Origin of the sequence: Aeromonas sp. ZOR0002 (assembly GCF_963866995.1) — a bacterium.
Classification (GTDB): Bacteria; Pseudomonadota; Gammaproteobacteria; order Enterobacterales; family Aeromonadaceae; genus Aeromonas; species Aeromonas caviae.
This window is the reverse complement of the sequence record NZ_CAWMFQ010000113.1, coordinates 1-2,559: the sequence shown is the minus strand read 5'-3', so window position 1 is coordinate 2,559 and position 2,559 is coordinate 1. Positions and strand designations below refer to the sequence as shown.

Here is a 2,559-nt window from a genome sequence, read left to right as displayed (position 1 = left end):
ACAACGTCAGGCCGCCGACGAGAAAGTGGCGGTACGTCTGGGCCTGCGGGTCGGGGCGCCCACCTTTCACAGCCTCATCGTCCATCAGGCCGATGGGGAGCCGCTGCAGCTGGAGGAGCGCTTCGTCGATGCCGAGCGTCTGCCCGGCTATGGGGAGCAGGATTTCACGCAGCAGACGCCGAACAGCTATCTGATGGAGATCTGCCCCCTCTCCGAGATGGAGCACGTGGTGGAGGCGGTGCTGCCGAGCGCCGGCGAGGCGGGCCTGCTGCAGGTGCGGGTCGATACCCCCTGCCTGCTGCTGCACCGGCGCACCTGGTCGGATGGCTTTCTGGTCTCCTATGCCCGCCTGCTCTCGCCAGGTTCCCGCTACAAGCTGAGCTCCAAGACGCGTCTCGCATAATTGTATATACAAATTAAGCATTTAAAAGCCCACCTCTCGGTGGGCTTTTTTGTGCTTACACTCTAATAAAGCCGCTGTTATCAAGATGTGAACTTGATCCTTTCTTTCTTTTCAGAGATCGGCTATAAATTATTGTATATACATTTAGAGGTCGGTATGAACAAGGAACTGTTGAACTGCGAGCGGGTCTGGCTCAACGTGACACCCGCCACCCTGCGCCCCGATCTGGCGGACTACGGCCTGCTGGAGCCCCATGCCCTTGGCGTGCGGGATGGCAAGATCCACGCTCTGGTCCCCATGCAGGATCTCAAGGGCCCCTATGCCGCCTCCTGGCAGGACATGAAGGGGAAGCTGGTCACCCCCGGTCTCATCGATTGCCACACCCACCTCATCTTCGCTGGCAGCCGCGCTGAAGAGTTCGAGCTTCGCCAGAAGGGGGTCCCCTATGCGGAGATCGCCCGCAAGGGGGGCGGTATCATCAGCACGGTGCGCGCCACCCGGGCAGCCAGCGAGGAGCGGCTCTATGAGCTGGCGTTGCCGCGGATCAAGTCCCTGATCCGGGAAGGTGTCACCACAGTCGAAATCAAGTCCGGCTACGGCCTCACCCTGGAAGACGAGCTCAAGATGTTGCGGGTGGCCCGTCGTCTGGGAGAGACGCAGCCCATCCGGGTCAAGACCACGCTGCTGGCGGCCCATGCGGTGCCGCCGGAGTATCGCGACGATCCCGACTCCTGGGTCGAGACCATCTGCCAGGAGATCATCCCGGCGGCGGCCGAGGCAGGTCTCGCGGATGCGGTGGATGTCTTCTGCGAGCACATCGGCTTCTCCCTTGCCCAGACCGAGCAGGTCTATCTGGCGGCGGATCAGTACAACCTCGCGGTGAAAGGGCACATGGATCAGCTCTCCAACCTGGGGGGCAGCACGCTCGCCGCCCACTTCGGCGCCCTCTCGGTGGATCATCTGGAATATCTGGATCAGGACGGGATCCAGGCGCTGGCCCACCGTGGCGTGGTCGCCACCCTGCTGCCCACCGCTTTCTATTTCCTCAAGGAGACCAAGCTGCCCCCGATCGCCGCCTTGCGCAAGGCGGGGGTACCCATGGCTGTCTCCTCCGACATCAACCCTGGCACGGCTCCCATCGTCTCCCTGCGCATGGCCATGAACATGGCCTGCACCCTGTTTGGCCTGACCCCGGTGGAGGCCATGGCCGGGGTGACCCGCCACGCCGCCAGGGCGCTCGGCGAGCAGGAACGGCTGGGGCAGCTCAAGGTCGGCATGCTGGCGGATTTCCTTGTCTGGAACTGCGGCCATCCGGCCGAGCTCAGCTACCTCATCGGTGTCGATCAGCTGGTGAGCCGTGTGGTCAACGGGGAGGAAACCCTTCATGGATAAGTTCAACGGGATCGACATGTCGGTCTGGCAGGGGCGTCAGGATCCCGAAGACGGCGAGCTGGCCCTGCGCTGGCACGACAGGGTGCAACCCTGGCAGGGGAATCGCGAACCCGGCGTGGTACTGCTCGGCTTTGCCTGTGACGAAGGGGTGCGCCGCAACAAGGGACGGGTCGGTGCGGCCGGTGCACCGCTGGCGGTGCGCAAGCTGCTGACCAACACGGCCTGGCACCTGGGCGCCCCCGTCTATGACGGCGGGGATCTGGCCTGTGAGGACGGCGATCTCGATGCCGCCCACGGGCGCTTGGCCGAGCGGGTCGCGAGTGCACTGGATCAGGGACACTTCCCCCTGGTGCTGGGAGGCGGCCACGAGGTGGCGTTTGGCAGCTGGAGCGGCCTGAACCGTCATCTTGGCGGCGAAGGGCGGGTCGGGATCATCAATTTCGACGCCCACTTCGATCTGCGCATGAAACAGGAGCAGGCGAGCTCGGGCACCCCCTTCTTCCAGATTGCCGAGCAGTGCGCTGCCCAGGGCACCCCCTTTCACTATGCCTGTCTCGGGGTGGCCGAAACCGCCAATACCGCGGCGCTCTTTGCCCGCGCCGAGGCGCTGGGAGTCTGGCACGTGCTGGACGAGGCGATGACGCCGACCGAGCTGCCAGTCTTGCTCAGCGGGCTGGATGCCTTCATCGCCCGTTGCGACCACCTCTATCTCACCATCGATCTCGACGTGCTGCCGGCGGCGGTGATGCCGGGAGTGAGCGCTC

General features: G+C 64.3%; 3 protein-coding genes. All 3 read left to right on the top strand.

Features of this window, described 5'->3' with window-relative positions:
• Positions 1 to 403 (top strand): UTRA domain-containing protein (locus AACR77_RS06500; protein ID WP_042880453.1); only part of this gene is annotated, 403 nt, incomplete at its 5' end.
• Positions 404 to 559: 156 nt separating this feature from the next.
• Positions 560 to 1,795, top strand: a complete 1,236-nt coding sequence (gene hutI, locus AACR77_RS06495; protein ID WP_010672608.1) for an imidazolonepropionase — start codon at positions 560 to 562, stop codon at positions 1,793 to 1,795.
• On the top strand, positions 1,788 to 2,559 hold a 772-nt coding region (gene hutG, locus AACR77_RS06490; protein ID WP_042880451.1), incomplete at its 3' end, for a formimidoylglutamase. The genes hutI and hutG, both read left to right, overlap by 8 nt.

Excerpts from the sequence above, each read along its gene's own strand:
- hutI (WP_010672608.1), top strand. The coding sequence starts at position 560 with ATGAACAAGGAACTGTTGAACTGCGAGCGGGTCTGGCTCAACGTGACA.